The organism is Micromonospora sp. WMMD1082, from assembly GCF_029626175.1.
In the GTDB taxonomy this organism is placed as follows: domain Bacteria; phylum Actinomycetota; class Actinomycetes; order Mycobacteriales; family Micromonosporaceae; genus Micromonospora.
In genome coordinates this window covers 6673795-6699051 of the sequence record NZ_JARUBM010000002.1, presented here as the reverse complement: position 1 = coordinate 6699051, position 25257 = coordinate 6673795, and the positions used below count along the sequence as shown (strand labels likewise).

The window sequence follows — 25257 nt, the reverse complement described above, 5'->3', positions numbered from 1 at the left end:
GGAGGTGTGGTGTGCGTCGGATCTGCTTCACCCTCCAGGTCAGGCCGGAGCGGATGGCGGAGTACCGGCGCCGCCACGCCGCCGTGTGGCCCGACATGCTGGCCGCGCTCAAGCACGCGGGCTGGCACGACTACGCACTCTTTCTCCGGGACGACGGACTGCTGGTCGGCTACTTCCTGACCGACGACCTCGACGCCGCGCAGGCGGCGATGGAGGCGACGGAGGTCAACGCCCGGTGGCAGGCGGAGATGGCGCCGTTCTTCGCCGATCTGCCCGACGGGCGACCCGACCGGGGGTTCCACGTCCTGACCGAGATCTTCCATCTCGAAGAGCAACTGGGGGAGCCACGATGACCGAGATCGACCCGAGCACCCGCAGACGGGTCCTCGACGCCCTGCGCGAGCAGCGCATCGAGACGCCCTCCTGGGCGTACGGCAACTCGGGCACCCGGTTCAAGGTGTTCGCGCAGGAGGGCGTGCCCCGCGACCCGTTCGAGAAGGTGGCGGACGCGGCGACCGTGCACCGCTTCACCGGAGTCGCACCGACCGTGGCGCTGCACATCCCCTGGGACCGGGTGGACGACTACCCCGCGCTGGCCGCGTACGCCAAGGAGCAGGGCGTCGAGCTGGGCACGATCAACGCGAACGTGTTCCAGGACGACGACTACCGGCTGGGCTCGGTCACCAACCCCGACCCGGCGGTGCGCCGCAAGGCCATCGGGCACCTGCTGGACTGCGTCGACGTGATGGACGCCACCGGGTCGCGCGATCTGAAGCTGTGGTTCGCCGACGGTACCAACTATCCGGGCCAGGACGACGTCCGGGCGCGCCAGGACCGGCTCGCGGTGGCGCTCCGGCAGACGTACGACCGGCTCACCGGCGACCAGCGGCTGCTGCTGGAGTACAAGCTGTTCGAGCCGGCGTTCTACCTGACCGACGTGCCGGACTGGGGCACCGCGTACGCGCACTGCGTGGCACTCGGCGAGCGGGCGCAGGTGGTCATCGACACCGGCCACCACGCACCCGGCACGAACATCGAGTTCATCGTGGCCGTCCTGCTGCGGGCGGGGCGACTGGGTGCCTTCGACTTCAACTCGCGCTTCTACGCCGACGACGACCTGATGGCCGGCGCGGCGGACCCGTTCCAGCTGTTCCGGATCATGCACGAGATCGTCCAGGCGGACGCGCTGCGCCCGAGCTACGGCATCGCGTTCATGCTGGACCAGTGCCACAACATCGAGCCGAAGGTGCAGGCCGTCATCCGGTCGGTGCTCAACGTCCAGGAGGCGACCGCCAAGGCGCTGCTGGTGGACGCGGCGGCGCTGGACGCCGCCCAGCGCTCCGGTGACGTGCTGGAGGCCAACGCCGTGCTGATGGACGCGTACCACACCGACGTCCGGCCGCTGCTGCGCGAGCTGCGGGCGGAGCTGGGCCTGGACCCGGATCCGGTCGCGGCCTACAAGCGCTCCGGCCACCTGGAGCGGGTCCGGGCCGAGCGGGTCGGTGGCGAGCAGGCGGGCTGGGGCGCCTGACGGCGCCCTCGTGACCCCGGCATCACTGAAACGTTCCAGATCGGATGGCGAAGGAAGTCATGACGAACCCCGCGGTGCGTGACCTGCTGACCCGCAGCAACCGGCTCGGCGCCGACCCGGCCAACACCAACTACGCCGGCGGTAACACCTCCGCCAAGGGCGTGGCCACCGACCCGGTGACCGGCGAACCCACCGACCTGCTCTGGGTCAAGGGCTCCGGCGGCGACCTCGGCACGCTCACCGAGGGTGGGCTGGCCGTGCTCCGGCTGGACCGGCTCCGGTCGCTGGTCGACGTCTACCCGGGGGTGGACCGCGAGGACGAGATGGTCGCCGCGTTCGACTACTGCCTGCACGGGCGGGGCGGGGCGGCGCCGTCCATCGACACCGCCATGCACGCCCTGGTCGACGCGGCGCACGTCGACCACCTGCACCCCGACGCGGGCATCGCGATCGCCACCGCCGCCGACGGCCCCGCGCTGACCGCGAAGATCTTCGGCGACCGGGTGCTCTGGGTGCCCTGGCGCCGACCCGGCTTCCAGCTCGGCCTCGACATCGCCGCCGTGCGGCGGGCCAACCCGCAGGCCATCGGCGTCATCCTGGGCGGGCACGGCATCACCGCCTGGGGTGCCACCAGCGACGAGTGCGAGGCCCACTCCCGCGAGATCATCGCCACCGCCGCCCGGTACCTCGCCGAGCACGGCCGCGCCGAGCCGTTCGGCCCCCTGGCCCACCCGCCGCTGCCGGAGCAGGAGCGCCGGGACCGGGCCGCCGCGCTCCTGCCGGTGCTGCGCGGGCTCGCCTCCACCGACCGGGCGCAGGTGGGCCACTACACCGACAGCGACGTGGTGCTCGACTTCGTCGGCCGGCAGCGGATGCCCGAGCTGGCCGCGCGCGGCACCTCCTGCCCGGATCACTTCCTGCGGACCAAGGTCCGCCCGATGGTGCTCGACCTGCCGCCCACCGCCGGGCTGGCGGAGACGGTCGCCCGCCTGAAGGAGCTGCACGCCGCCTATCGCGACGACTACCGGGCGTACTACGAGCGGCACGCCGACCCGGACAGCCCGGCGATGCGCGGCGCCGACCCGGCCATCGTGCTGGTGCCGGGGGTCGGCATGTTCAGCTTCGGGGCCACCAAGCAGACCGCGCGGGTCGCCGGCGAGTTCTACGTCAACGCCATCAACGTGATGCGCGGCGCCGAGGCGGTGTCGACGTACGCCCCGATCGACGAGGCGGAGAAGTTCCGCATCGAGTACTGGGCGCTGGAGGAGGCCAAGCTCCACCGGATGCCCCGGCCCAAGCCCCTGGCGACCCGGATCGCGCTGGTCACCGGCGGCGGGTCCGGCATCGGCCGGGCGATCGCCCACCGGCTCGCCGCCGAGGGCGCCTGCGTCGTGGTCACCGACCGGGACACCGCCGCCGCGCAGCGGGTCGCGGCCGAGATCGGCGGCCCCGACATCGCCGTGGCCGTACCGCTCGACGTCACCGACGAGGACCAGGTCGGCGCCGCCGTACGGGCGGCGGCACTCGCCTTCGGCGGGGTCGACCTGGTGGTGAACAACGCCGGACTGTCGCTGTCGAAGTCGCTGCTGGACACCACCGCCCACGACTGGGACGTGCAGCACGACGTGATGGCCAAGGGCTCGTTCCTGGTGGCCCGGGAGGCCGCCCGGGTGCTCATCGCCCAGGGCATGGGCGGCGACATCGTCTACATCGCCAGCAAGAACGCGGTGTTCGCGGGCCCGAACAACGTCGCGTACGGCGCGGCAAAGGCCGACCAGGCCCACCAGGTCCGGCTGCTCGCGGCCGAGCTGGGCGCGCACGGCGTGCGGGTCAACGGCATCAACCCGGACGGGGTGGTCCGCGGCTCCGGCATCTTCGCCGGCGGCTGGGGCGCCGACCGGGCGGCCGTGTACGGCGTACCGGAGGAGAAGCTCGGCGAGTTCTACGCCCAGCGCACCCTGCTCAAGCGGGAGGTGCTGCCGGAACACATCGCCAACGCCGTCGTCGCCCTCACCGCCGGCGACCTGTCGCACACCACCGGCCTGCACATCCCGGTCGACGCCGGCGTCGCCGCGGCCTTCCTGCGATGACGACGACGCCGCCACCCGCCGACCCGGGCACCGCCGTGGCACCGGTCCCGCGCGGCGCCCGCGAGGTCACCGTCGCGGCCGTCGACCTCGGCGCGTCCAGCGGCCGGGTGGTGGTCGGGCAGGTCGGCCGCGACGCGCTGCGTCTCACGGTGGCGCACCGGTTCGCCAACGAGCCGGTACGCGCCGGCGGAACCCTGCACTGGGACATCCTGGCCCTGTTCCGCGAGATACTGGCCGGGCTCCGCACGGCCGGCCCGGTCACCAGCATCGGCGTCGACTCCTGGGCGGTCGACTACGGGCTGCTCGACACCTCCGGCGCGCTGCTCGGCAACCCGGTGCACTACCGCGACGGCCGCACCGAGGGCGTCCTGGAGCGGGTGACGCGGCGGCTCGGCGCCGAACGCCTCTACGCCACCACCGGGCTCCAGCAGCTGCCGTTCAACACCCTCTACCAACTCGTGGCGGCCGCCGCCGCACCGCAACTCGCCGTCGCCCACCGGCTGCTCATGATCCCGGACCTGATCGCCTACTGGCTCAGCGGGCAGATCGGCGCCGAGGTCACCAACGCCTCCACCACCCAGCTGTACGACCTGCACGCGCGCACCTGGGCAACCGGCCTGATCGCCGAGGCCGGCATCCCCACCCACCTCTTCCCGCCGCTGCGGGAGCCCGGCACCCGGATCGGGCCGGCGCTGCCGGAGCTGGAGCTGCCCGGCACTCCGGGCGTGGTGGCGGTCGGCTCCCACGACACCGCCTCCGCCGTGGTGGCGGTGCCCGCCGCCGGTGAACACTTCGCCTACATCTCCTGCGGCACCTGGTCCCTCGTCGGCCTCGAGCTGGACCGGCCGGTGCTCACCGAGGCCAGCCGCCGCGCGAACGTCACCAACGAGGTCGGCGTCGACGGCACCATCCGCTACCTGCGCAACGTCATGGGCCTGTGGCCGTTGCAGGAGTCGCTGCGCGGCTGGGGCGAGCCCGACCTGCCCCGGCTGCTCGCCGCCGCCGCGCGCGAGCCCGCCTTCCGCAGCGTGGTCGACATCGACGACCCGTCGTTCCTGCCGCCCGGGGACATGCCGGACCGCATCACCGAGGCGTGCCGCCGGGCCGATCAGCCGGTGCCGCAGTCCCCGGCCGCCGTCGTGCGGTGCATCATCGACAGCCTGGCACTCGCGCACCGCCGCGCGGTACGCCAGGTGCAGGAACTCTCCGGCCGGCACGTCGACGCCGTGCACATCGTCGGCGGGGGAGCGCGCAACGCCCTGCTCTGCCAGCTCACCGCGGACGCCTGTGGGCTGCCGGTGCTGGCCGGCCCGGTGGAGGCCACCGCCATCGGCAACGTGCTGGTGCAGGCCCGCGCCGCCGGCGTGGTCGGCGACGACCTCGCCGCGCTGCGGCGGCTGGTCCGGGACACCCAGCAGATCGTGCGCTACGAGCCCGGCGGCGGGTCGGTCGCGGCGCCGGCGGCCGACCGGCGGGTGGAGGTGTGACGTGCGGATCGCCCTGTTCGTGACCTGCCTGGCGGACACCATGTTCCCCGAGGCGGCGAAGGCGACCGTGCGGCTGCTGGAGCGGCTGGGCCACGAGGTGGTCTTTCCCGAGGGGCAGACCTGCTGCGGGCAGATGCATGTCAACACCGGCTACCAGGCCCAGGCGATGCCGCTGGTACGCCGGCACGTCCGCGCCTTCGACCCGTACGACGTGATCGTCGCCCCCTCCGGGTCGTGCGTGGGATCGGTGCGGCACCAGCACGCGATGGTGGCCCGGCGCGGTGGTGACGCGCGGCTGGCCAGTCGGGCCGAGTCGGTGGCCGGGCGCACGTACGAGCTGTCCGAGCTGCTGGTCGACGTGCTCGGGGTGACCGATGTCGGCGCCTACTTTCCGCACCGGGTGACCTACCACCCGACCTGTCACTCCCTGCGGTTGCTGCGGGTGGGGGAGCGGCCGTTGCGGCTGCTGCGCGAGGTACGCGGGCTCGACCTGGTGGAGTTGCCGGCGGCCGAGCAGTGCTGCGGGTTCGGCGGCACGTTCGCGGTGAAGAACGCGGACACCTCGACGGCGATGCTGGCCGACAAGATGCGGCACGTGCTCGCCACCGGTGCCGACGTCTGCACCGCCGGGGACTCGTCGTGCCTGATGCACATCGGTGGCGGGCTGTCCCGGTTGCGGACCGGGGTACGCACGCTGCACCTGGCCGAGATCCTGGCCTCGACCGAGCGGGGCGGGACCACCGACGAGCGCGGGGAGCTGGTGGTGCGACCGTGACCCGGACCTTCCTCGGCATGCCGGCGACCGCACCCGCCGGCGTCGGGCAGTTGCGCGGCGAGGAGCCCTTCCCGACCGCCGCGCGGCGGGCACTGGCCGACCCGCAGCTGCGCCGCAACCTCGGGCACGCCACGGCGACGATCCGGGCGAAGTCCGCCGCCGTCATCGGCGAGGTGCCGGACTGGGAGCAGTTGCGGGCCGCCGGTTCCGCGATCAAGACCGACGTGCTGGCGCGCCTGCCCGAGCTGTTGGAGCAGCTCGAAGCGGCGGTGACGGCTGCCGGGGGAGTGGTGCACTGGGCCGCCGACGCGACCGACGCCAACCGGATCGTCACCGACCTGGTACGCGCCACCGGCAGCGACCGGGTGATCAAGGTCAAGTCGATGGCCACCCAGGAGATCGGCCTCAACGAGGCGCTTGAGGCGGCCGAGATCACACCCGTGGAGACCGACCTCGCGGAACTCATCGTGCAGCTGGGTGACGACCGGCCGAGTCACATCCTGGTGCCGGCGATCCACCGCAACCGGGCCGAGATCAGGGAGATCTTCCTGCGGGCGATGCCGGGGGTGGACCCGGCGCTGACCGACGAGCCGGCGGTCCTGGCGGCGGCGGCGCGACGGTTCCTGCGGCAGACGTTCCTGTCCACGCCGGTGGCAGTCTCCGGGGCGAACTTCGCGGTGGCGGAGACGGGCACCCTCGCCGTGGTGGAGTCCGAGGGCAACGGGCGGATGTGCCTGACCCTGCCGGAGACGCTGATCACGGTGATGGGCGTGGAGAAGGTGGTGCCGACCTGGCGGGACCTGGAGGTGTTCCTGCAACTGCTGCCCCGGGCCTCGACGGGGGAGCGGATGAACCCGTACACCTCGATGTGGACCGGGGTCACCCCCGGCGACGGGCCGCAGGCGTTCCACCTGGTGCTGCTCGACAACGGCCGCAGCGCCGTGCTCGCCGACGAGGTCGGCCGGCAGGCCCTGCACTGCATCCGCTGCTCGGCCTGCCTGAACGTCTGCCCCGTCTACGAGCGCACCGGCGGGCACGCGTACGGGTCGGTCTACCCGGGCCCGATCGGCGCGGTGCTCTCCCCGCAGCTGACCGGCGTCGCGGACAACGCCTCCCTGCCGTACGCCTCGTCGCTCTGCGGGGCCTGCTACGACGCCTGCCCCGTGAAGATCAACATACCGGAACTGCTGGTGCACCTGCGTGACCAGGTGCCCCACCCGCGTGGCGAGTCGGTGGCGATGGCCGCCGCCGCGTACACCATGGACCACCCGGCGCTGTACGCGACCGCGCAGCGGGCCGCGCTGCTGAGCCGGCTGGCCGGCCGGCGCGGTCGCGGCCTGCCACCGCCGCTGTCCGGCTGGACCGCCAGCCGTGACCTGCCCGACCCGCCGGCCCAGACGTTCCGCGAGTGGTGGGCGACGCGGTGAGCGCCCGGGAGACGATTCTCGGCCGGCTGCGCGCGGCCGGCGGCGGGGCGCCCGTCGCGGTGCCGCGCGACTACCGGCGGGACGGCCCGGTCGACCTCGACCGGCTGGTGGAGCGGCTGACCGACTACCGCGCCCACGTGCACCGGGTTACCGAGGCGGCCGTCGCCGACACGATCGCCGGCATCCTGGCGGCGCCGGCGACCGTCGTCGTGCCGCCGGGGTTGCCCGCCGCCTGGCTGCCCCCGACGGTGACGGTGCTGCGCGACGACGGCCTCGACAACGCCCGGATCGGCGCCGCGGACGCCGTCGTGACCGCCGCGGCGCTCGCCGTCGCGGAGACCGGCACCGTCGTCCTCGACGGCTCACCCGACCAGGGCCGTCGGGTCCTCAGCCTCCTGCCCGACCGGCACATCTGCGTGGTGCGCGCCGACCAGGTGGTGGCGGGCGTTCCGGAGGCGCTCGCCCGGCTCTCCCCGCACCGCCCGCTGACCTGGATCAGCGGTCCGTCCGCCACCAGCGACATCGAACTCAACCGGGTCGAGGGCGTGCATGGCCCGCGCACCCTGCACGTGATCCTGCTGCCGTGAGTGAGCGGTGGCGTCACCGCGCGACGCTGACCGTCTGCCCGACGCGCCCGCGCCGGACTCGCCGTGCGCCCGGTGACGTGGCACGATCGCTCAGGTGACCAGCAGATCTGCCACCGCGCAGCACCTGAGCGACCTCGCGCGGCTGCGCCGCGTCCGGGACCGGATCGACCGCGAGTACGCGCAGCCGCTGGACGTGGAGGCGCTCGCGCGCGGCGCGAACATGTCGTCGGGGCACCTCAGCCGCCAGTTCCGGCTCGCCTACGGCGAGTCACCGTACGGCTATCTCATGACGAGGCGCATCGAGCGCGCGATGGCCCTGCTGCGTCGGGGCGACCTCAGCGTCACCGAGGTCTGTTTCGCGGTCGGCTGTGCCTCGCTGGGCACCTTCAGCACCCGCTTCACCGAACTGGTCGGCGTGCCGCCCAGCGTCTACCGGCGCGAGGCGCGGGCGATGACGGGGATGCCCTCCTGCGTGGCGAAACAGGTGACCCGACCGATCAGGAATCGAGAAGCACGGGCCCCGGAACCGCAGCTAGCGTGACCGCCATGGACATCACGATTCACTCAAGCTTCCTGCCGCAGAACGACCCGGACGCCGCCCTGGCCTTCTACCGGGACACCCTCGGGTTCGAGGTCCGCAACGACGTCGGATACGAGGGGATGCGCTGGATCACGGTCGGTCCCGCCGGCCAGCCCGGCACGTCCATCGTCCTGCACCCGCCGTTCGCCGACCCCGGCGTGACCGAGGACGAGCGCCGTACCATCACCGAGATGATGGCGAAGGGCACCTACGCCATGGTGGTGCTGGCCACCCCCGACCTCGACGGCCTCTTCGCGCGGCTGCAGGCCAGCGATGCCGAGATCGTCCAGGAGCCGATGGAGCAGCCGTACGGGGTGCGCGACTGCGCCGTACGCGATGCGGCGGGCAACATGGTCCGCATCCAGGAAGTGCGAGCTGCTTAGATCGGGTCGGGTGACGCCGACGGAGTCGGCGACGGCGTCCCGCGTGAGAGGCGGATTCTGATGAGCAAGGACACCCGGTCGCCGGCGCCGCACGCCGCCGACAGCCATGATCTGATCCGCGTGCAGGGCGCGCGGGAGAACAACCTCAAGGACGTCACGGTCGAGCTGCCGAAGCGCCGCCTGACGGTGTTCACCGGCGTCTCCGGCTCGGGCAAGAGCTCCCTGGTGTTCGGCACGATCGCCGCGGAGTCGCAGCGGTTGATCAACGAGACGTACAGCGCCTTCGTGCAGGGCTTCATGCCGACGCTGGCCCGGCCGGAGGTCGACGTGCTCGACGGGCTGACCACCGCGATCATCGTCGACCAGGAGCGGATGGCCGCCAACCCCCGCTCCACGGTCGGCACCGCCACCGACGCCAACGCGATGCTGCGGATCCTCTTCAGCCGGCTCGGGCAGCCGCACATCGGCTCGCCCCAGGCGTTCTCCTTCAACGTCGCCTCGATCAGCGGCGCCGGCGCGGTGACCATCGAGCGCGGCGGCACCACGACGAAGGAGCGGCGCAGCTTCAGCATCACCGGTGGCATGTGCCCGCGCTGCGAGGGCACCGGACGGGTGACCGACTTCGACCTGTCCGCGCTCTACGACGACAGCAAGTCGCTCAACGAGGGCGCGGTGACGGTCCCCGGCTACAGCATGGAGGGCTGGCAGGGCAGGATCTACCGGGGCTCCGGCTTCTTCGACCCGGACAAGCCGATCCGCCGGTACACCAAGAAGGAACTGCACGACCTGCTCCACAAGGAGCCCACCAAGATCAAGGTCGAGGGCATCAACCTGACGTACACCGGGCTGATCCCGCAGATCCAGAAGTCGTTTCTGGCCAAGGACGTCGAGGCGATGCAACCGCACATCCGCGCCTTCGTGGAGCGGGCGGTGACATTCACCGCCTGCCCCGACTGCGCCGGCACCCGGCTCAGCGAGGCGGCCCGGTCGTCGCGGATCGGCGGGGTCAATATCGCCGACGCGTGCGCGATGCAGATCAGCGATCTCGCCGAGTGGGTGCGGGGCCTGGCCGAGCCCTCCGTCGCGCCGCTGCTGGCCGCGTTGCAGCACACCCTCGACTCGTTCGTCGAGATCGGGCTCGGCTACCTCAGCCTCGACCGGCCGTCCGGCACGCTCTCCGGCGGCGAGGCGCAACGCACCAAGATGATCCGCCACCTCGGTTCGTCGCTCACCGACGTCACATACGTCTTCGACGAGCCCACCATCGGGCTGCACCCCCACGACATCCAGCAGATGAACGGCCTGCTGCTGCGGCTGCGCGACAAGGGCAACACGGTGCTGGTCGTGGAGCACAAGCCGGAGACGATCGCCATCGCCGACCACGTCGTCGACCTCGGCCCCGGCGCCGGGACCGCCGGCGGCACCGTCTGCTTCGAGGGCACCGTCGAGGGACTGCGGGCCAGCGGTACGCTCACCGGCCGCCACCTCGACGACCGGGCCGCCCTCAAGAAGACGGTACGCACGGCCACCGGCCAGCTGCCGATCCGTGGTGCGTCAACGCACAACCTGCGCGACGTCGACGTGGACATCCCGCTCGGGGTGCTGGTCGTCGTCACCGGCGTCGCCGGTTCTGGCAAGAGTTCGCTCGTGCACGGGTCGATCCCCGCCGGCGCGGGTGTGGTCTCGATCGACCAGGCCGGCATCCGCGGCTCGCGACGGAGCAACCCGGCGACGTACACCGGGCTGCTCGAACCGATCCGCAAGGCGTTCGCGAAGACCAACGGCGTGAAGCCGGCGCTGTTCAGCGCCAACTCCGAGGGCGCCTGCCCCACCTGCAACGGCGCCGGCGTCATCTACACCGACCTGGCGATGATGGCCGGCGTCGCCACCGTCTGCGAGGAGTGCGAGGGCAGGCGGTTCCAGGCGTCGGTGCTGGAGTACCACCTCGGCGGGCGCAACATCAGCGAGGTCCTCGCGATGTCGGTGACCGAGGCGGAGGAGTTCTTCGGGGCCGGCGAGGCGCGTACGCCCGCCGCGCACCGCATCCTCACCCGGCTCGCCGATGTCGGGCTCGGCTACCTCAGCCTCGGCCAGCCGCTCACCACGCTCTCCGGCGGCGAGCGGCAGCGGCTCAAGCTGGCCACCCACATGGCCGAGGAGGGCGGGATCTACATCCTCGACGAGCCGACCACCGGCCTGCACCTCGCCGACGTGGAGCACCTGCTCGGGCTGCTGGACCGGCTCGTCGACGCCGGCAAGTCGGTCATCGTCATCGAGCACCACCAGGCGGTCATGGCGCACGCCGACTGGATCATCGACCTCGGCCCCGGCGCCGGCCACGATGGCGGCCGGATCGTCTTCGAGGGCACTCCCGCCGACCTCGTCGCCGCCCGGTCCACCATCACCGGCGAGCACCTCGCGGCCTACGTGGGCAGCTGACCAGTCAACCGATGTTGCGGTAGCCGGGTGTGGTCACATTGATGATCACCACACCCGGCACCGTTGCTCAGGCGTCGAGCGTGCCGGCTTTGATGCCCTGGACGAAGTGGGTCCATTGGCCGGCGGTGAAGGACAGCATCGGGCCCTGCCGGTCCTTGGTGTCGCGGACCTGGGCGGTGTGGTCGGCGTACCGGGCTTCGAGGCACGCGCCGTTGCCGCCGCTGCGGGTGCTCTTGCGCCACTGGGAATCCATGCGCACCTCCCTAATCGTGGTGCTCCGCATCGCGGATCTTCCTGATCATCGCCGTTGAGGCGGTGGCCGACAGGGTAGAGGTCTCCGGTCAGGCCCTCGACGTACATCACCCCCGGTCCTTCTTCGAAGTTCAGGATGTGGAAGCTGGACAGCATCGAGGCGTAGGCGCCCTCGCGGAACGGGATGACCTGGATGGTGACGCGACCAACGAGCGAAGGCCATCGACCAGAACGATCGGCGGGCATCCACGTGATGATCATGTCCCCGCACCGTCATGATCCGCCATTCGAACTTGCCGGCGTTCGGGCGCTGTCGGGTGGTCAGCCGGTGATGGCGTGGGCGGCCGTTCTCGTCCTTACCTCCAACCGGCTTGACGTATTCCGTTATGGGAATATAATGGCTGCCGTGGCACGAGCAGCGACGACGTCGGACGCGTTCAACGCGATCGCCGAGCCGCAGCGTCGGGACATCCTGGCGCTACTGCAGGCGGGTGAGCGGCCGGTGACCGACCTGGCCCAGGAACTGGGAATGAGCCAACCGCAGGCGTCCAAGCACCTGCGGGTGCTCCGGGAGGTGGGGCTGGTGCGGGTCCGCGGGGCGGGCAAGCAGCGCCTCTACGGCCTGGACGCCCGCGGGCTGCGGCCGGTCCACGAGTGGGTCGGCGGGTTCGAGCGGTTCTGGAACGAGAGCTTCGACCGGCTGGACGCCTACGTGCAGGACCTCAAACAGACACGGCAGGAGGAATGAGCAATGACAGGGACAGGGCAGGAAACAGGGGTGGGATCGGCGACGGCCGACCGGGAGATCGTGATCTCTCGGGTCGTCGACGCCCCGCGGGAGCTGGTGTTCGAAGCGTTCACCGAAGTCCGGCACCTGTCGCGGTGGTGGGGCCCAAACGGGTTCACCACCACCACGCGGTCCTTCGAGTTCCGCGTCGGCGGGGAGTGGGACTTCGTGATGCACGGGCCGGACGGAACCGACTACGCCGAATGGATCACCTGGACCGAGATCGTCCCACCGGAGCGGATCGCGCTGCTGCACGGTGAGTCCCGCGACGACCCGAACGCCTTCGAGTCGACCCTGGCCTTCGCGCCGCACGGCACCGCGACCCGGATCGTGATGCGCACGGTCTTCCCCACCAGAGAACTGCGCGACCGGGCCGTGGAGGAGTACCACGCGATCGAGGGCGGTGAGCAGACGCTGAGCAACCTGGCGGCCTACGTCGTCGAGATCGCCCAGAACTAGGGAGGGCAGCTGATGGCCGGGACGGTGCTCTTCAGCGGGTCGGCGATGATGAACTCATGCCACTCCTTGTCGACCCAGCCCTGCCCACCGGTTCCCTCCGAGCCACCGGGCAGCCCCGTCTCGGCATCGACGAGCACATGTTCCTACGGCCGTGGTGCAACGCGGACACCGCGACCGTGCGGGCCGCGTTCGCGTGTCCCGACATCCAACGTTGGCATGTGCGCCGGATGGACAGCGATGACGAGGCGCAGGACTGGATCGCGCACTGGGCCGATCGGTGGGCGAACGAGTCAGACGCCAGCTGGGCCATCGTCCGTAGCGCCGATGATCAAGCCGTCGGCCAGGTCGGCCTTCGGACGATCATGCTGTCGGAAGCGTCGGCGCAGCTTTCGTACTGGGTCCTGCCCACTGCACGCGGGAGAGGTGTTGCCGTGCGCGCGGTCCACACGCTGACATCGTGGGCGTTTGGCACGCTGCGGATGAACCGGCTCTTCCTGGTCCACTCGATCGCCAACTCGGCGTCATGCCGGGTCGCGCACAAGGCCGCGTTCGGCATCGAGGGCACCCTACGCGGTTACCTGCGGCACGCCGACGGGTGGCACGACGCCCACCTGCACGCGCGGCTGCGAACCGACGCCGGCACCCCTCCAGAGCCCGGCGGGGTCGAGTAGCCGCTCGGCGATAGAAGCTTGGTTCGACACGGCGGAACCGGGGCGTGGCGTCCTCATCAGGCCGCCGATCAGGTGCTCAGCGCCCGGTCTTGGTGGGAGACCGGGCGCTGGGCGGGGGGTCGGGGCTCTCAGGCGGTGGTGTCGGCTCGCTCTGGCGAGGGGGCGGCGAATGTCTTGCTGGGTGGGGTGCGGAAGGCGTGGACCAGGCCGGCGAGGGAGAGTAGTAGGAGCAGCGCGGCGCCGAGGTACATGACGGTGGCGGCCTGTCCGGCCTTGGTTCCCATTTCGCTGAAGCCGTAGGAGGTGAGTAGCAGGCCGCGGAGTGTTTCGCCCTTGAACACGGTGTCCCGCTGGGCGCTGACTTCGGCGAGTTGGGCTTGCAGGTCGGCCAGTGCCGGGTCGTTGGTCTGCTGGGCGGTGGCGACCTGCTCGCGTAGCTGGCTCTGCGGCTCGCCCAGGTCGGCGTAGGTCTGTCCGCCGGCCATGTTCTTTAGGTGCAGCCCGATGTACTCGTTGGCGTAGCACTCGGCCTGTTTGCCGGTGGTGAGTTCCTTTCCCGCGTTCTCCACCAGGCAGTCGACGTTTTTCTCGTCGTCGCTGAGTTGGTCGGCGGGGGTGAAGGTGATGTTCTGGGCGCCGAGTTGGTCGCGTACGTAGGTGTTGGCGAAGTTGGCGTTCGAGGTCAGGACGATCCCGATGACGAGTAGTAGGGCCGCGAGGCCCAGCCCACCGATGCTGAACAGAATGTCGAGCGTCCTGCGCTTCACGCGATTCTCCAAGGGGTTGGTTGCCGAGTTTCGACTGTCATATCGTGGCCCGCCGGTCCGGCGTCCAGCAGGGTCGAACTCCCGCACCCGGAAGGACCTTCGACCCGGATGCCCACCGACACGGTCAGCGGATGTGTGGTTGACCGGCTACAGATCACGGGAGGGAACAATGACGCGGATGCCGCTGCCCACCCCACGCTGCCCACCGCTCGCCTTCGACTGCGTGCCTTCGACGACGCGGATGCGAACGACCCCTTCGCGCTGCACAGCAGCGCCTACGTGTTGCGCTCCCGAACACACACGGCAGTGCTCCGTCGTTCACGGCGGAGGTGAAGCCGTGTCCCACGCCGGGTCAGCGGCAGTCGCTGGCCCGGGTGTTCGGGTGTGCGCGGGTGGTGTTCAACGACGGGCTGCGCGCACGGCAGGAAGCGCACCGGCAGGGGCTGCCGTATCTCTCGGACGGGCAGCTGTCCTACGCGCTGATCACCGAAGCGAAGACCACGCCCCGAGCGGGCGTGGCTGAGCGAGGTGTCGGCGGTGGTGCTGCAACAGGCCCTCGCGGACCTGAGCGCCGCCTACCGGAACTTCTTCAACTCGGTCTCCGGCAAGCGCAAGGGTCGCAAGGTCGCCCCGCCCCGGTTCCGGTCCCGCAAGGACAACCGACAGGCGATCAGGTTCACGGCCAACGCCCGGTTCAAGGTGCTGGACAGCGGCCGGCTGCGCCTGCCGAAGAAGGTCGCCAGGGCGCACGCTCAGGTGGCCGAGGGCCGGCGAGACTGGCAGCACAAGCTCTCGACATCGATCATCCGCGACAACCAAGCGGTGTACGTCGAGAATCTGTGCGTGGCCGGTCTCGGCCGGACTCGGCTGGCCAAGTCGGTGCACGATGCCGGCTGGGCGCAGTTCGTGGACATGTTGGAGTACAAGTCGAGCAGGGATATCCCGGCCGCGGCGAAGAACATCAGGACCGCCGGACGGGCGGACCTCAAAGACCGTGGGGCGCAGGTAAGACCGGCACCCGTGCCGGCACCACGCAGGGAAGCGGTAACCCACCGGGAGCTTGCCCACTCGGGGGCGTAGCAGACCGGAGTCCTCGCCATTCATGGCGGGGAGGACGTCAACGCGCAAGCAGGCTGCGCAGGACCTTGATGATCTCGTCGGGCGCTTCCTCGGCCATGAAGTGTCCGGCCGACGTGGTGCGGTGGTCCAGATCGGTAGCCCAGGTGTGCCACAGCGCGGCGGCGTCGTAGCCCAGTGCGGCTCCCCAGTCCTGCTGGACGACGGTGATCGGCATCGACAGCCGATTCCCGGCGGCCCGGTCGGCCCGGTCGTGGTCGACGTCGATGCCGGCCGAGGCGCGGTAGTCGGCGACGATGGAGGGGACCGCCTCGCGGGAGGCTTTCAGGTACTCCGCCCGCAGGTCCGCCGGGATGGCCTGGGGGTTCTTGACCCATATGTCCAGGAAGTAGCTGAAGAAGGCGTCCGCGCTGGCGCTGATCATCTGCTCGGGCAGGCCGGGCGGCTGGGCCATCAGGTACAGGTGGAAGGCAACCGCGGCGGAGGACCCGTGCAGGATGTCCCACATGTCCAGCGTCGGCAGGACGTCGAGGATGGCGAGGTGACTGATCGTAGCGGGATGGTCGAGACCGGCGCGGATGGCGACGAGGGCGCCGCGGTCGTGTCCGGCCAGGGCAAAGCGCTCGTGGCCGAGCTTGTTGGCGAGGGTGACGATGTCGGCGGCCATGGTCCGTTTGGCGTACGTGTCGGCGTCGCGCGCGTCGGGCTTGTCGCTGGCCCCGTAACCGCGCAGGTCGGGACAGATCACAGTGTGGTCGCTGGCCAGGTCGCCGGCGACGTGCCGCCACATGACGTGGGTCTGCGGAAAACCGTGCAACAGCACGATCGGGCTGCCCGTACCTCCCACCGCCACGTTCAGGGTCACCTCGTCGTCGACCGAGACGCGCTGGTAGTCGAAACCGGGAATGGCAATTGTCATGATCGTCCTTTTCTCGTCGGGTGGACGATCCCAGCGTGCCGGTCGCGGATGAGCAAACGATGAGCGCGATACCTTGAGCGGAGGTGCGGAAGGGCGGTTCGATCAGTGCAGGTCAGCGTCGGTGTTCTCGGGCCGGTTGTCGGCTGGGACGGCACTGGCGCGCCGATGGACCTGAAAGGGCCGAAACATCGCGCGGTGCTGGCGCGACTCGTCGTCGCGCGCGGTCGGGTGGTACCGGTCAACCACCTCGTCGATGATCTGTGGCAGGAGCCCTCGCCAGGCGCGGTGAGCAGCGTCCGCACGTTCGTGGCGGCGTTGCGGCGGGCGCTGGAGCCGCAGCGTCCACCGCGTGAGCCGGCACGGTTGCTGGTCACCGAGGGCCCGGGCTACGCGCTGAGGTTGGCGCCGGATGCGGTCGACGCCTGGCGGTTCGAGGACGAGGTCTCCGCCGCGTCCACGGCGTCCCCGCACGAGGCACTCGACAGGCTCGATCGTGCCCTGAGCTGGTGGCGGGGGCCCGCGTTTGCCGGCGTCGACGACGAGCCGTGGTCGCGTGTCGAGCGCTCCCGCCTTGAACAGCTACGGCTGAACGCGATCGAGCAGCGGGCCGAGGCGCAACTGGCCGTCGGGCGCGCCTCGGACGTCGTACCCGATCTCGACGCGCACGTGGCCGAGCATCCGTGGCGGGAGGAGGCGTGGCGGCTGCTGGCGCTCGCCCTGTATCGCACCGGACGCCAGGGTGATGCGCTTGCGGTGCTGCGCCGCGCCCGCGGCCTGCTCCTGGAACAGCTCGGCGTCGATCCGAGCCCGCGACTGCGGCGCCTGGAGACCGACATCCTCCGGCACGACGATCGGATCAGCGACGGCCCGGGCTCACCGGGACCGCACCGGGTCTGGGCGGAGACCGCAGCGGCATACGACCGTACGGTAGCGTCCGGCTCCCGATCTCGACTGGAGTCGACGGTCGGCCTGCTGCGAAGTCTCGCCGTGACCGGGGCGAGCGGGCTTGAGGCGGCGCGGAATCAGCGGATCGCGGCCATCGCCGCCGCCGAGCAGCTGGGCGATCCTGACCTCACCGCCCGGGTGATCGGCGGCTACGACGTCCCCGCGATCTGGACGCGCTCGGATGATCCGGCGCAGGCAGCGCAGATCGTGACGGCGGCCGAGCGGGCCCTGACCGCCCTACGCCCCGACTCGTCCGAGGCCACCCGAGCCCGACTGCTGGCCACGATCGCGGTGGAGTCACGCGGTACCCGCGCGGCCCGCGGCCCCGAGGCGGCCCAGGAGGCGGAGCGGATCGCCCGCCGCCTGGGCGACCCCGCCCTGCTGGCCTTCGCGCTGAACGGGGTGTTCATGCAGACCTTCCACCGCGCGGGCCTGGCTCCCCAGCGGAACCAGATCGGTGCCGAACTCGTCGCCCTCTCCGCTCAACACGGCCTCGGGACATTCGAGATCCTCGGCCATCTCGTCCAACTGCAGGCCCACAGCGCGCTCGCGGACTTCGCCACCGGCGACCGGCACGCTGCCGCGGCGGACCGGCTCGCCGAGCGGTACGACCGCCCGCTGGTCGGCGTGTTCACCCGGTGGTACCGCGCGCTGCGACTGGCCGCGACCGAACCGTCGCCACCGGCGGTGGAAGCGGCCTACCGCGACGCGGCGGCGCAACTCGCCACTGCCGGCATGCCCGGCGTCGAGCGGGGCCTGCTACCGCTGGCCCTGCTCTGCCTGCACGTGTCGCACGGTGAACCGGTCCGCTTCGACGACGACACCGACTGGGGCCCGCACACACCCTGGGTACGCCCGCTCGTCCTACTGCGACGGGACCGCCCGGCCGATGCCGCCGCGGCGCTGCGTCGGATCCCGGATCCGCCGCGCGACCTGCTGTTCGAGGCCCTGTGGTGCCTCACCGCCCAAGCTGCCATCGCCCTCGACGACCGGACGGCGATGACACGCGCCCGGAGCGAACTCGCGCCGGCCGCCAACGAGTTGGCCGGCGCCGGCAGCGGCATGCTCACCGTCGGCCCGGTCTCACGTCATCTCGACGACCTCGACGCCGCCCTCGGCCGCATCCGGTGAGCCGCATCCGGTGAGCCGGACGTTCACGAAGGCTGCGGTGGGCGGCGCATGCTCAGGTAGGCGGGGCCGCCGGGGAACAGTTCGCCGAGCGGTCGGGTCACGGTGAACCCGAAACGCTGGTAGTAGGCGACGTTCGCCGGGTCGGAGGTGTGCAGCCCGACCGTGGCGCCGTCGACGTCGGCCAGGGCGAGCACCGGGCTGAGCAGGTGGCCTCCGACGCCGCGCCGCTGAGCGGACGGGTCGACGCCGAGGGCGATCAGGTACCACCCGTCGATGGTGTCCGCCTCGATCGCGGCGCCGGTGCGCAGCCAGGGCCGGGCGCGGCCGCCGGCGGTGAGCAGCGCGACCGTGAGTGCCGGCGTCATGCGCAGCTTGCGCCCGGGGGTGGCGGGCCAGGCGCCCGGCGGCATCCAGAGGGCGGCGCCGCCGACACGATCACCTATCCGGGCGACGTCCAGGCGACCGTGTCGCGCGGCATCCCGAGCGGTGGCAGTCAGGAATGGCCGAAGAACCCGCAGACGCCGGGCGCGGTCCGGGAACAGGTGCTGGAACGCCGGGTACTCGGCGTGGCTTCGGCAGAGCACTCCCGCCGCGGCCGCGGCCATCGCCGGGCCGGCCGTCTCGATCCGCAGCTCCGCGTCCATCGGCCGAGCGTACGCGGCATCCACCCGCATGACGCGCCCGCAAGTCCTCGGCGGCGTCGATGGTCGTCCCGGGATAATGGTCGACGTGGCGGAAGTCGAGGTCGTCGTCGCCCATGACGAGCGGGCGACCCTGCGTGTCGGTGCGGTGTTCCTGAAGATCGACGCTGATCAGACGCGCACCGACGTCGAGGTCGAGGCGATGACTCTGGCGCCGATCCCGACTCCGCGGGTCCTGTGGCGCAAGCCGCCCGTACTCGCGCTCGCCGCCCTGCCCGGGATGGCGCTGGGCCGCCTCGGCCAGCCCTCGCCCGCGTCGTCGGCGGCGTGGGCCGCGGCGGGTGCGGCCGCGCGGACGCTGCACGACGCGCCCCTGCCGCCCTGGCCCGGTCGGCGCCTCGACGAGATCGTGTCGCGCCTCGACGGCGAGTGCGAGTGGCTCGTCGCGCATGGTGTCCTTCCCACCGACGTGGTCACCCGCAACCGCCAGGTTGCCGAGGCCGCGCTGCGGCCGTGGACACCGGTGTTCATGCATGGCGACCTGCAGATCACCCACGTCTTCGTCGACGGTGACGAGATCACCGGTGTGCTCGACTGGTCCGAGGCGGCCCGGGGCGATGCGCTGTACGATCTCGCCGTCCTGACGCTCGGACACGAGGAACACCTTGACGACGTGGTCGCCGGCTACGGCGCCGATGTCGACCTCGACGTGATCCGTGGGTGGTGGTCGTGGCGCAGCCTGGTGGCGGCCCGCTGGCTGGTCGAGCACGGCTTCGACCCATCCCTGCCGGGCTGCGAGTTCGACGTGTTGAGATCCCGGATGAGACGAGGTTGACCACCCAGCCCAGGTTCATCTCCTCCCGGAAACCCAGCAGCTGGTAGAACCCGCTGCTCGCGACCGGGTCGGCGGTGGTGATATCGGGCACGGCACGGCGAATCGTCATGCCGAATCCTGGCATGCGTGGTGGCGCGGACGCCTACGCAGCGGCGCCGGTCGACCGGCGGCGGATCGCGAGCAGCGCGATGTCGTCGGTCGGGCGGTCGTCGACGAGGTTGGCCATCACGGTGGTGCAGACCGTCTCGGCGGGGCCCGGCTCGATGGTCGCCCGGAGCCGGTGCAGTCCCTCGTCGATGGGTTCGCCGCGCCGTTCGACCAGGCCGTCGGTGTAGCAGACCAGGACGGTGTCGTCGGGGAAGTCGAGGACGGTCGTCCGGCGGGGGTGGCCGCCGCCGAAGCCGAGCGGGTGATCGACGGGTAGGTCGAGCAGTTCGGCGGGCCTGTCCGGCGCGGCGCGGGCGGGTGGCGGGTGACCTGCCAGGGACAGGTGGATGCGGTTCCGGTCGGGCGGCAGCATGGCGTAGAGGGCGGTCGCGAGGTGTTCCGGCTCGAAGTGCCGGATCTTGCGGTCGAGGCGGGTGAGCACCTCGGCCGGGTCCGGGCATTCCAGCGCGTACGCGCGCAGGGCGCTACGCAGCCGGCCCATCACCACGGCCGCGCGTAGTCCGTGACCGGCCACGTCGCCGATGACGACACCGAGCCAGCCGGAGGGGAGCAGGAAGACGTCGTACCAGTCACCGCCGACGCCGATGTCGTGCCCGGGAAGGTAGCGGGCCGCCATGTCCACCCCGGACACCTCCGGCAGCTGCGGCGGCAGCAGGCTGCGTTGCAGCGCCAGAGCCGCGGCACGATCGAGGTGGGCCTGCCCGGCCTGGCTGGCCTGGGTCGCCCGGTCCGCGGCGAGTTGCAGCAGCTGGACATCTTCCGCGCTGAATCGGCGGGGTCGGCAACTGCCCACCTGCAGCACCCCGACCACATCCGCGTTCGCCAGCAGCGGCACCGCGGCCAGCGACCGGAGGTCCGAGGCGGCCGAGTCGACGCCGGCGACGGCGACCGGTAGCCGGTCCCGGACGATCCGGGCGGCCAGTCCGCTCCAGGCAGGGTCACGGTGACCGGCGGAGCCGTCCGGACGACCCGAGACGGCGGTTTCCATCAGCTGCCGGGCGTGCGGATCAAGGTGCAGCACGACGGCGACGTCCACCCGCAGGATCCGCCGGACGCGGTCGAGGAGTTCGGCAAGCAGCTGGTCGGCACCCATCTCGGAGAGGCTGACGTCGACCACCGCCTCCATCCGGCGGAGCCGTTCGTCGGCATCCAACTCGCTCGCCGTCACCGATACAGGTTAGACCTGCCCACCCCTCGGAAGGCCGTCGACGAGCGTGCGGGGCGCGGCGGGTCGCCCCGCCGGAGCCGGTGCGATCACGACCAGGGCGTCGGTTCCGCCGCCGCCCGTCACCTGTTGTCCACGCGGCGTCAACCTCAGATCCGCCCGATGGCGGTACCTTGCGGTCTTCCGTGAGTCGTCAGCGACCCGTTCTCCGAACGCGTCGGCGGGCTCTGCGGTGCGCCATGAATCCATGAATGCGGACACAGCGCTCGGGCGCGTGTACGCGGGGGAAGGACGGTTCTGCGGGTGTGGCTCGGGGCTGACAAGAAGGAGTTCGAGGCATTCCTCGACTCCGCTGCTGTCTACTGGCGCAAGAACCTGGGGTCCATGCCGTCCCAGAACTACATCGTCGTCGAGGTGTTCCACCAGGACATCAGGGTGGCGATGCGTAACCTGTCGGTCGCCAACGCGATCCGCCGGATCGTGCCGGCCCAGCTCGTGGTCGTGACCGGCGTGGAGCAGATGTGGCACGAGGCGCTGTGGACCGAGTTCGACGTGAAGTTGGTCGAGCGGGTCGCGGAGGCGTACGGCGCCAGCGAGGTCATCGACCTCTACCGCCTTGTCGAGGGTTCGGCCAGCTCCGCCACGCCGGGCGCCGTTCCGGTGACGCTGTTCGGGCGGCCGTTGCCCCCCGGCGCGCCGATCGGCGAGGAGACCCTGGAGGAGTTCGTCAGCGCCACCTACTGCCGGGTGACCAAGCGGCCCCGGCCGCCCGAGGATCCCGCCGCCGACCCGCGCTACCGGCGGCGGCAGGCACTGGCCCGGGCCATGTCGTCGTGCTACGACGCCCTGCTGGGCAGCGGATCCGCGGTGGCGCTGGTGACCAGCCACGTCGACTACGACCACTGGGGCCTGGCGGTCGACTCCGCCCGGCGCGCCGGCGTACCGGTCGTGCACACCCAGCAGACGGGGTGCCTCAAGGCGTACGCACTGTTTCCCGAGACCGACACCGGTGAGCACACCTTCCGCGGCGAACTCACCCACCAGATCGGTGCCTTCTTCGAGGAGCGGGTCTGGTCGCGGCGCGGCGAGGTGCGGCGGAACGCGGAGCTGGTCGCCTGGCGGTCGAAGGTCAACCTGGGTCGGCCCAGCTGGTGGCGGGGCGGTGCCAGCGCCTCCGTCGACATCACCAACAGCGAGGAGCGGGCCCGGCTGCGCACCCACTTCGCGGCCCGCCTGGGGTTCGACCCGTCCCGGCCGATCGTGGCGGTGTTCAACCACGCCGTCTCCGACGCGCCCGGCACGAACCACCAGTCCTTCCCCACCCTGGCCGACTGGTTCGAGGAGACGGCGCGGTTCGCCAGCACCGCCACCGAGGTCCAGTGGCTGTTCCAGGACCATCCGAGCCAGTTCCGGTACGACAGCACGGACTTCTTCGACTCGGTCGCCCGGCAGTACGGGCGGCACCGGCACATGGTGTTCCAGCTCAGCAAGGATCTCAGCAAGAACGGCCTGTGGAGCCTCGTCGACCTCGGCGTGACCGTTCGCGGCAGCGTGAGCAACGAGCTACCGGCGTACGGCATCCCGGTGATCCAGGCCGGCTGGTCCGAGTGGAGCGAGTGCGGGTTGTCCACCGTCGTGAACGACCCGGAGTCCTACTGGAAGGCCCTCGACGCCGCGATCACCGCGATGCTGAACGGCGCGGAGACCATCTCGGCCGAGCAGGTCGAACGCGCCCGACTCTGGCTGTGGTTCTACCGCAGCGCCACGGACCTGTTCACGCCCCAGGTGCCGCACTGGGAGGTCTGGCCCGCCGACTACATGCTCCGCGCGGTGCGGACCGCGTTCCGGCACATCGAGAGCGACGCGGACCCGCTCTTCGAGGCCGTGGAACGGATGTGGACGCGGCGCGAGCCGGTGCTGACCCGGACGGACCTTCAGGTGCCCGGGGGTGTCCGGTAGTGGCGATCGGCGCATGGTTCGCCACGGAGTTCGACGATCCGACCCCCGCGCGGGAGCTGCCCGCGCTGTTCACCTCCGGCGGCGACCCCGAGGTGCTGGTCGCCGACCAGATGGCCCGAGGCATCGCGATCGTGGGACGGGTGCAGGGCGCGTCGGGCGCGGTCGTGCTGAAGCTGCGCACCGGCGGCCGGCCCGTCCGCGTCCGGGTGAACCTGCACGTCGACGGCGCCTCGCAGACGGCCTGGTCCCGCGCGGCGGCACCGGCCCGGGGAATGCGGGAGCTGCCGCGTCTGGTCATGGTCCGAGCCCAGGGCGCGGATCGGGCCGCCGCGCTGATCAGCCGCCAGCGGGGGCGGTTGCGGTTGGTGGAGGCCCACGCCTGGGTCGAGTTCGACCTGCGGGCGGACGAGGTGGGCCAGGACGGTCTGCTGATCATCGAACTCGCGGACGCCACCCTCCCGGGCTGGGCGGCCTCGGCACTGAGCCAGCTCGCGGCGATCGGGGTCCGCATCAACCAGGTCGAGGTCCACGCGATCGAGGACCTCGCCGAGGGGCAGGGCTCGGGCCGTCTCGCGGGCGGGCCCGCGCAACTCGCCGGTCTCGTCAGCGCCGGCGGGCTGGTGGGGGCACGGGGTCGCGGCCAGGGCCATGCCCGGTCGAGGTTCGTCGTGGTCAACGCGGGCGGCGCCACGGTGCGCTGCCGGCTGCGGATCACGACCGCGTCCGGCCCCCCGCCCGCGATCCGCCAGCCGAGCCAGGCGTGGCTGCGCCGGCAGCGGGGCCAGACCGTGCTGAAGGCGTTGCGGGTGGCACAACGCGGGGCCGGCCACGCACTGTTCGAGGCGTCGCCCTTCACCCGGCCGCCCCACCCGGATCGCCTGGCCGTCCGGGCCGTGAGCCTCCTGGACGGCACCGAGTGCCCGGTGCGCGCGACGGCATCGGCCGAGGACGCGCTCGACGTGGTGATCGCGCGTACGGCACCCGGGCCGGTGTTGATCGGGCTCGCCGAGCGGGAGGCCCCAGCCGTACGGCGACGGGTGGCCGAGATTGTCTGCCAGGTCGTCGAGTTGGAGTGGTGACCGGTGCTTGACGCTACCGCGTACGACCTGGTGCTCACCGACGACGCGACGGCCAACCAGGAGGCGATCGAGCGGCTCCTGGCCTCGGGAGCGGGCGGAACGGTGCGGCTGCCGGCCGGCACCTTCCCGTTGGAGCGGGGGGTGGTCGTCGGATCCGGTTGGACGCTGGCCGGGGCGGCACACGGGGACGGGCCGGTGGCGACCTGGCTGACGTCGTCCGCGTCGGACGGGCAGCCCATCGTCCACGTGCTGGGCTCGCGGGTGGCGATCCGGGATGTCGGTTTCCTCCCGCCGCCGTGCGCGCCGGGGGAGCACGGCGGCGACCGGGGCACCGCCATCACCGTCGGCAGCTACTTCTACCCGGCCGAGGCGGAGTGGATCGAGGAGATCGAGATCCGGCGGGTCCAGGTCGAACGCCGGGACGCGCGCGCCGCCAACTGCATCGCCGTGGTCGGCGCGGTACGCGACATCACCATCGCCGAGGTGTCGATCGTGGGGGGTTGCACCGGGATCGCGGTGCACTGGGGTGCGGTCGGCGAGGGGGTCGACGCCATCGTCGGGCCGTCCTACCACCCGCACCACCTGACCATCCGCGACCTGCGGGTGTCCGACGCGTTCGAGGGGTTCTACCTCAGCTCGGTCCACGACGTCGTGGTGGAGCGGGTCTGCCTGTCGGAGGTCGAGATCGGTTTCCGGTTGCTGCCCGGCGACAACACGGACCGCTTCCACGCCTCGGACGGCAGCGCGGTCGGCGAGCGTATCCGGGTGTCACACGCCTGCGTGTCCTGGAACGGCCCGTTGTACGCGGTGCGGATCGCCGGCTGGGGTCGCAGCGAGATCGACCACTCGGTCCGGGTGCTCGAATACCGGGACGTGCTGGTGCGGGAGTGCACCCTGGTGCCGTTGCCGCTGGCCACCGGCGGGTCCGGTGACCCGCTGCGCCCGCGCTCACCCGTCGTGATCGAGCAGGCCGCCGGAGTGCTCCTGGACGCGATCCGCGTCGACTCGCGGAACGGCGCCGGCGCGGCCTGCTGCCCGCTGCGGGACGCCGGGCCGGTCGATCCCCGGCGTCCCAGCGTCCCGCAGGCCCCGCGCTAGCGCTG

At 71.6% G+C, this 25257-nt stretch carries 24 protein-coding genes; 19 read left to right on the top strand and 5 right to left on the bottom strand.

The window, feature by feature from the left end; genetic code table 11:
- Positions 1 to 11 precede the first annotated feature (11 nt).
- The 10 genes from O7615_RS30820 (at position 12) to O7615_RS30775 (ending at position 11299) form a co-directional block, all read left to right on the top strand.
- The gene (locus O7615_RS30820; protein WP_278181308.1) at positions 12 to 353 is read left to right on the top strand and encodes an L-rhamnose mutarotase; all 342 of its coding nucleotides are present in this window, start codon (positions 12 to 14) and stop codon (positions 351 to 353) included.
- Entirely contained in the window at positions 350 to 1531 is a 1182-nt protein-coding gene (gene rhaI / locus O7615_RS30815) for an L-rhamnose isomerase (RefSeq protein WP_278181307.1), read from the top strand. Before O7615_RS30820 ends, rhaI begins: the two co-directional genes overlap by 4 nt.
- 59 nt (positions 1532 to 1590) lie before the next feature.
- Positions 1591 to 3621 carry a bifunctional aldolase/short-chain dehydrogenase gene (locus O7615_RS30810; RefSeq protein ID WP_278181306.1) on the top strand — a complete coding sequence of 677 codons (2031 nt, stop codon included), beginning with the start codon at positions 1591 to 1593 and terminating at the stop codon, positions 3619 to 3621.
- Positions 3618 to 5108: a rhamnulokinase family protein gene (locus O7615_RS30805; protein WP_278181305.1), complete on the top strand. Its 1491-nt coding sequence runs from the start codon at positions 3618 to 3620 to the stop codon at positions 5106 to 5108. Before O7615_RS30810 ends, O7615_RS30805 begins: the two co-directional genes overlap by 4 nt.
- A gap of 1 nt (position 5109) precedes the next feature.
- Positions 5110 to 5883 carry a (Fe-S)-binding protein gene (locus tag O7615_RS30800; RefSeq protein ID WP_278181304.1) on the top strand — a complete coding sequence of 258 codons (774 nt, stop codon included), beginning with the start codon at positions 5110 to 5112 and terminating at the stop codon, positions 5881 to 5883.
- Between the two features lie 17 nt (positions 5884 to 5900).
- A complete protein-coding gene (locus O7615_RS30795) occupies positions 5901 to 7310 on the top strand; it encodes a lactate utilization protein B (protein ID WP_278182292.1) in 1410 nt (469 codons plus the stop codon).
- The gene (locus O7615_RS30790) at positions 7307 to 7897 is read left to right on the top strand and encodes an LUD domain-containing protein (RefSeq protein WP_278181302.1); all 591 of its coding nucleotides are present in this window, start codon (positions 7307 to 7309) and stop codon (positions 7895 to 7897) included. The genes O7615_RS30795 and O7615_RS30790 overlap by 4 nt, the downstream gene beginning before the upstream one ends.
- A 94-nt stretch (positions 7898 to 7991) precedes the next feature.
- A complete protein-coding gene (locus tag O7615_RS30785) occupies positions 7992 to 8438 on the top strand; it encodes a helix-turn-helix transcriptional regulator (RefSeq protein WP_278181300.1) in 447 nt (148 codons plus the stop codon).
- Between the two features lie 5 nt (positions 8439 to 8443).
- Positions 8444 to 8860: a VOC family protein gene (locus tag O7615_RS30780; protein WP_278181299.1), complete on the top strand. Its 417-nt coding sequence runs from the start codon at positions 8444 to 8446 to the stop codon at positions 8858 to 8860.
- 60 nt (positions 8861 to 8920) lie between these two features.
- Complete coding sequence (locus O7615_RS30775) at positions 8921 to 11299, top strand: excinuclease ABC subunit UvrA (RefSeq protein WP_278181298.1); 2379 nt, start codon at positions 8921 to 8923, stop codon at positions 11297 to 11299.
- Between the two features lie 67 nt (positions 11300 to 11366).
- On the opposite strand, the gene O7615_RS30770 is transcribed toward O7615_RS30775, so the two are convergent.
- Positions 11367 to 11552 (bottom strand): DUF397 domain-containing protein, encoded by a 186-nt coding sequence (locus O7615_RS30770; protein WP_278181297.1) that lies wholly within the window; start codon positions 11550 to 11552, stop codon positions 11367 to 11369.
- A 405-nt stretch (positions 11553 to 11957) separates the two neighbouring features.
- Here O7615_RS30770 and O7615_RS30765 point away from each other — a divergent pair, with 405 nt between their 5' ends.
- Genes O7615_RS30765 through O7615_RS30755 form a run of 3 tightly spaced genes read left to right on the top strand, consistent with a single transcriptional unit; the run spans position 11958 to position 13468 of the window.
- Positions 11958 to 12299 carry a metalloregulator ArsR/SmtB family transcription factor gene (locus tag O7615_RS30765; protein ID WP_278181296.1) on the top strand — a complete coding sequence of 114 codons (342 nt, stop codon included), beginning with the start codon at positions 11958 to 11960 and terminating at the stop codon, positions 12297 to 12299.
- A gap of 3 nt (positions 12300 to 12302) precedes the next feature.
- Positions 12303 to 12797: an SRPBCC family protein gene (locus O7615_RS30760; RefSeq protein ID WP_278181295.1), complete on the top strand. Its 495-nt coding sequence runs from the start codon at positions 12303 to 12305 to the stop codon at positions 12795 to 12797.
- A 56-nt stretch (positions 12798 to 12853) separates the two neighbouring features.
- A complete protein-coding gene (locus O7615_RS30755; RefSeq protein ID WP_278181294.1) occupies positions 12854 to 13468 on the top strand; it encodes a GNAT family N-acetyltransferase in 615 nt (204 codons plus the stop codon).
- Positions 13469 to 13596: 128 nt separating this feature from the next.
- Here O7615_RS30755 and O7615_RS30750 read toward each other — a convergent pair whose 3' ends face one another.
- Positions 13597 to 14235: a hypothetical protein gene (locus O7615_RS30750; RefSeq protein WP_278181293.1), complete on the bottom strand. Its 639-nt coding sequence runs from the start codon at positions 14233 to 14235 to the stop codon at positions 13597 to 13599.
- A 537-nt stretch (positions 14236 to 14772) separates the two neighbouring features.
- On the opposite strand from O7615_RS30750, the gene O7615_RS30745 reads away from it, so the two are divergent.
- Complete coding sequence (locus O7615_RS30745; protein ID WP_278181292.1) at positions 14773 to 15315, top strand: transposase; 543 nt, start codon at positions 14773 to 14775, stop codon at positions 15313 to 15315.
- 37 nt (positions 15316 to 15352) lie between these two features.
- Here O7615_RS30745 and O7615_RS30740 read toward each other — a convergent pair whose 3' ends face one another.
- The gene (locus O7615_RS30740; RefSeq protein WP_278181291.1) at positions 15353 to 16231 is read right to left on the bottom strand and encodes an alpha/beta hydrolase; all 879 of its coding nucleotides are present in this window, start codon (positions 16229 to 16231) and stop codon (positions 15353 to 15355) included.
- Between the two features lie 195 nt (positions 16232 to 16426).
- On the opposite strand from O7615_RS30740, the gene O7615_RS30735 reads away from it, so the two are divergent.
- Positions 16427 to 18307: a BTAD domain-containing putative transcriptional regulator gene (locus O7615_RS30735; protein ID WP_278181290.1), complete on the top strand. Its 1881-nt coding sequence runs from the start codon at positions 16427 to 16429 to the stop codon at positions 18305 to 18307.
- Positions 18308 to 18330: 23 nt separating this feature from the next.
- Here O7615_RS30735 and O7615_RS30730 read toward each other — a convergent pair whose 3' ends face one another.
- The gene (locus O7615_RS30730) at positions 18331 to 18951 is read right to left on the bottom strand and encodes a GNAT family N-acetyltransferase (RefSeq protein ID WP_278181289.1); all 621 of its coding nucleotides are present in this window, start codon (positions 18949 to 18951) and stop codon (positions 18331 to 18333) included.
- 76 nt (positions 18952 to 19027) lie between these two features.
- Here O7615_RS30730 and O7615_RS30725 point away from each other — a divergent pair, with 76 nt between their 5' ends.
- The gene (locus tag O7615_RS30725; protein WP_278182291.1) at positions 19028 to 19783 is read left to right on the top strand and encodes a phosphotransferase; all 756 of its coding nucleotides are present in this window, start codon (positions 19028 to 19030) and stop codon (positions 19781 to 19783) included.
- Positions 19784 to 19925: 142 nt separating this feature from the next.
- Here the strand turns inward: O7615_RS30725 and O7615_RS30720 are convergent, their stop codons facing one another.
- On the bottom strand, positions 19926 to 21119 hold the full coding sequence (locus tag O7615_RS30720) for a GAF domain-containing SpoIIE family protein phosphatase (protein WP_278181288.1): 1194 nt from the start codon (positions 21117 to 21119) through the stop codon (positions 19926 to 19928).
- Positions 21120 to 21419: 300 nt separating this feature from the next.
- Here O7615_RS30720 and O7615_RS30715 point away from each other — a divergent pair, with 300 nt between their 5' ends.
- The 3 genes from O7615_RS30715 to O7615_RS30705 are packed head-to-tail and all read left to right on the top strand — an operon-like array spanning position 21420 to position 25252.
- Positions 21420 to 23075, top strand: coding sequence for a hypothetical protein (locus tag O7615_RS30715; protein WP_278181287.1), 1656 nt, complete (start codon positions 21420 to 21422; stop codon positions 23073 to 23075).
- Complete coding sequence (locus tag O7615_RS30710; protein WP_278181286.1) at positions 23075 to 24154, top strand: hypothetical protein; 1080 nt, start codon at positions 23075 to 23077, stop codon at positions 24152 to 24154. Before O7615_RS30715 ends, O7615_RS30710 begins: the two co-directional genes overlap by 1 nt.
- A 3-nt stretch (positions 24155 to 24157) precedes the next feature.
- The gene (locus O7615_RS30705; protein ID WP_278181285.1) at positions 24158 to 25252 is read left to right on the top strand and encodes a hypothetical protein; all 1095 of its coding nucleotides are present in this window, start codon (positions 24158 to 24160) and stop codon (positions 25250 to 25252) included.
- Positions 25253 to 25257: the final 5 nt, after the last annotated feature.

Coding starts and splice junctions, on each gene's coding strand:
- O7615_RS30770 (WP_278181297.1), bottom strand. CDS start 11,552: ATGGATTCCCAGTGGCGCAAGAGCACCCGCAGCGGCGGCAACGGCGCG.
- O7615_RS30810 (WP_278181306.1), top strand. CDS start 1,591: ATGACGAACCCCGCGGTGCGTGACCTGCTGACCCGCAGCAACCGGCTC.
- O7615_RS30760 (WP_278181295.1), top strand. CDS start 12,303: ATGACAGGGACAGGGCAGGAAACAGGGGTGGGATCGGCGACGGCCGAC.
- O7615_RS30775 (WP_278181298.1), top strand. CDS start 8,921: ATGAGCAAGGACACCCGGTCGCCGGCGCCGCACGCCGCCGACAGCCAT.
- O7615_RS30780 (WP_278181299.1), top strand. CDS start 8,444: ATGGACATCACGATTCACTCAAGCTTCCTGCCGCAGAACGACCCGGAC.
- O7615_RS30740 (WP_278181291.1), bottom strand. CDS start 16,231: ATGACAATTGCCATTCCCGGTTTCGACTACCAGCGCGTCTCGGTCGAC.
- O7615_RS30755 (WP_278181294.1), top strand. CDS start 12,854: ATGCCACTCCTTGTCGACCCAGCCCTGCCCACCGGTTCCCTCCGAGCC.
- O7615_RS30730 (WP_278181289.1), bottom strand. CDS start 18,951: ATGGACGCGGAGCTGCGGATCGAGACGGCCGGCCCGGCGATGGCCGCG.
- O7615_RS30725 (WP_278182291.1), top strand. CDS start 19,028: ATGGTCGACGTGGCGGAAGTCGAGGTCGTCGTCGCCCATGACGAGCGG.
- rhaI (WP_278181307.1), top strand. CDS start 350: ATGACCGAGATCGACCCGAGCACCCGCAGACGGGTCCTCGACGCCCTG.
- O7615_RS30795 (WP_278182292.1), top strand. CDS start 5,901: ATGCCGGCGACCGCACCCGCCGGCGTCGGGCAGTTGCGCGGCGAGGAG.
- O7615_RS30805 (WP_278181305.1), top strand. CDS start 3,618: ATGACGACGACGCCGCCACCCGCCGACCCGGGCACCGCCGTGGCACCG.